Below are 1,187 nucleotides of genomic sequence, written 5' to 3' on the forward strand. Positions count from 1 at the left end.
CGGCGGCCCCGCACCGACCGGCGCCCCTACGCCGCCGCGGCCCGCATTCCGCCGCGAGCTGCACGGCCTGCGCGCCGTCGCGCTCGGGCTCGTCGCCGTCTACCACATCTGGCTCGGCCGGGTCTCCGGCGGCGTGGACGTCTTCCTGTTCCTCTCCGCCTTCTTCCTCACCGGCACCTTCGTGCGCCGCCTCGAGAGCGGCCGCCCCCTCGGCGTGCCCCGCTACTGGCTGCACACCTTCAAGCGCCTGCTCCCGCCCGCGGCGGTGACGATCCTGCTCACGCTGCTGGCGACCGCGCTGCTGCTGCCCTCCTCTATCTGGCCGACGATCATGCAGCAGGCTGTCGCCTCCGCGGTCTACCTGCAGAACGCGCTGCTGGTGGCGATGCAGGTCGACTACCACGCCCGGGACGCCGGGGCCGCCTCCCCGCTGCAGCACTTCTGGTCGCTGTCGGTGCAGGGACAGGCGTTCATCGTGTGGCCGCTGCTGTTCCTGCTGGTGGTACGACGGGCCCGCGCCGGGAGATCAGTGCGCCGACCGCTGATCGCGATCATCGCGGTGATCGGTGCGGCCTCGCTGACCTGGTCGATCCTCTCCACCCAGGCCCAGCAGCAGATCGCCTACTTCGACACCGCCGCCCGGATGTGGGAGTTCGCCGCGGGCTCCCTCCTCGCCCTCTCCCTGCCGGTGCTGGACCGGATCACCGGCGCCCGCCGCCCCGAGGACGGGGTCCCGCCGCGGATGCGCACCCTGCGCGCCCTGGCCGGCTGGGGCGGCATCGCCGCGCTCCTGGCCTGCGGGATCGTGCTGGACGTCTCCTCGATGTTCCCGGGCTGGATCGCGATCTGGCCGCTCGCCGCGGCCGCGGCCGTGGTCGTCGCCGGACACTCGGGGCGGCGCTGGGGTGTGGACGCACTGCTGTCCACCCGTCCGGCCGCGTTCATCGGCGACATCTCCTACGCCCTCTATCTCGTGCACTGGCCGCTGCTGGTGCTCTGGCTGCACCGCAGCGGGCAGGAGCGCGCGGGCCTGCTGGACGGTTTCGCGGTGCTCGCGGCCGCGGTGCTGCTGGCCTGGCTGCTCACCCGCGCCGTCGACGCACCGGTGCGCCGCTCCCGCTGGCTCGAGGCCCGTCCCTGGCGGGCCCTCGTCGCGGTCGCGGCGAGCGTCGCCCTCGTGGCCGGGG

The 1,187-nt window shown here is 74.2% G+C and carries 1 protein-coding gene; it reads left to right on the plus strand.

Annotation, left to right across the window (positions count from 1 at the left end; genetic code table 11):
• Nucleotides 1-1,187: acyltransferase family protein (locus HMPREF3159_RS12225; RefSeq protein WP_141748213.1), on the plus strand; the 1,187-nt coding region annotated here is incomplete at both ends.

Source organism: Brachybacterium sp. HMSC06H03, from assembly GCF_001807385.1.
GTDB lineage: Bacteria > Actinomycetota > Actinomycetes > Actinomycetales > Dermabacteraceae > Brachybacterium > Brachybacterium conglomeratum.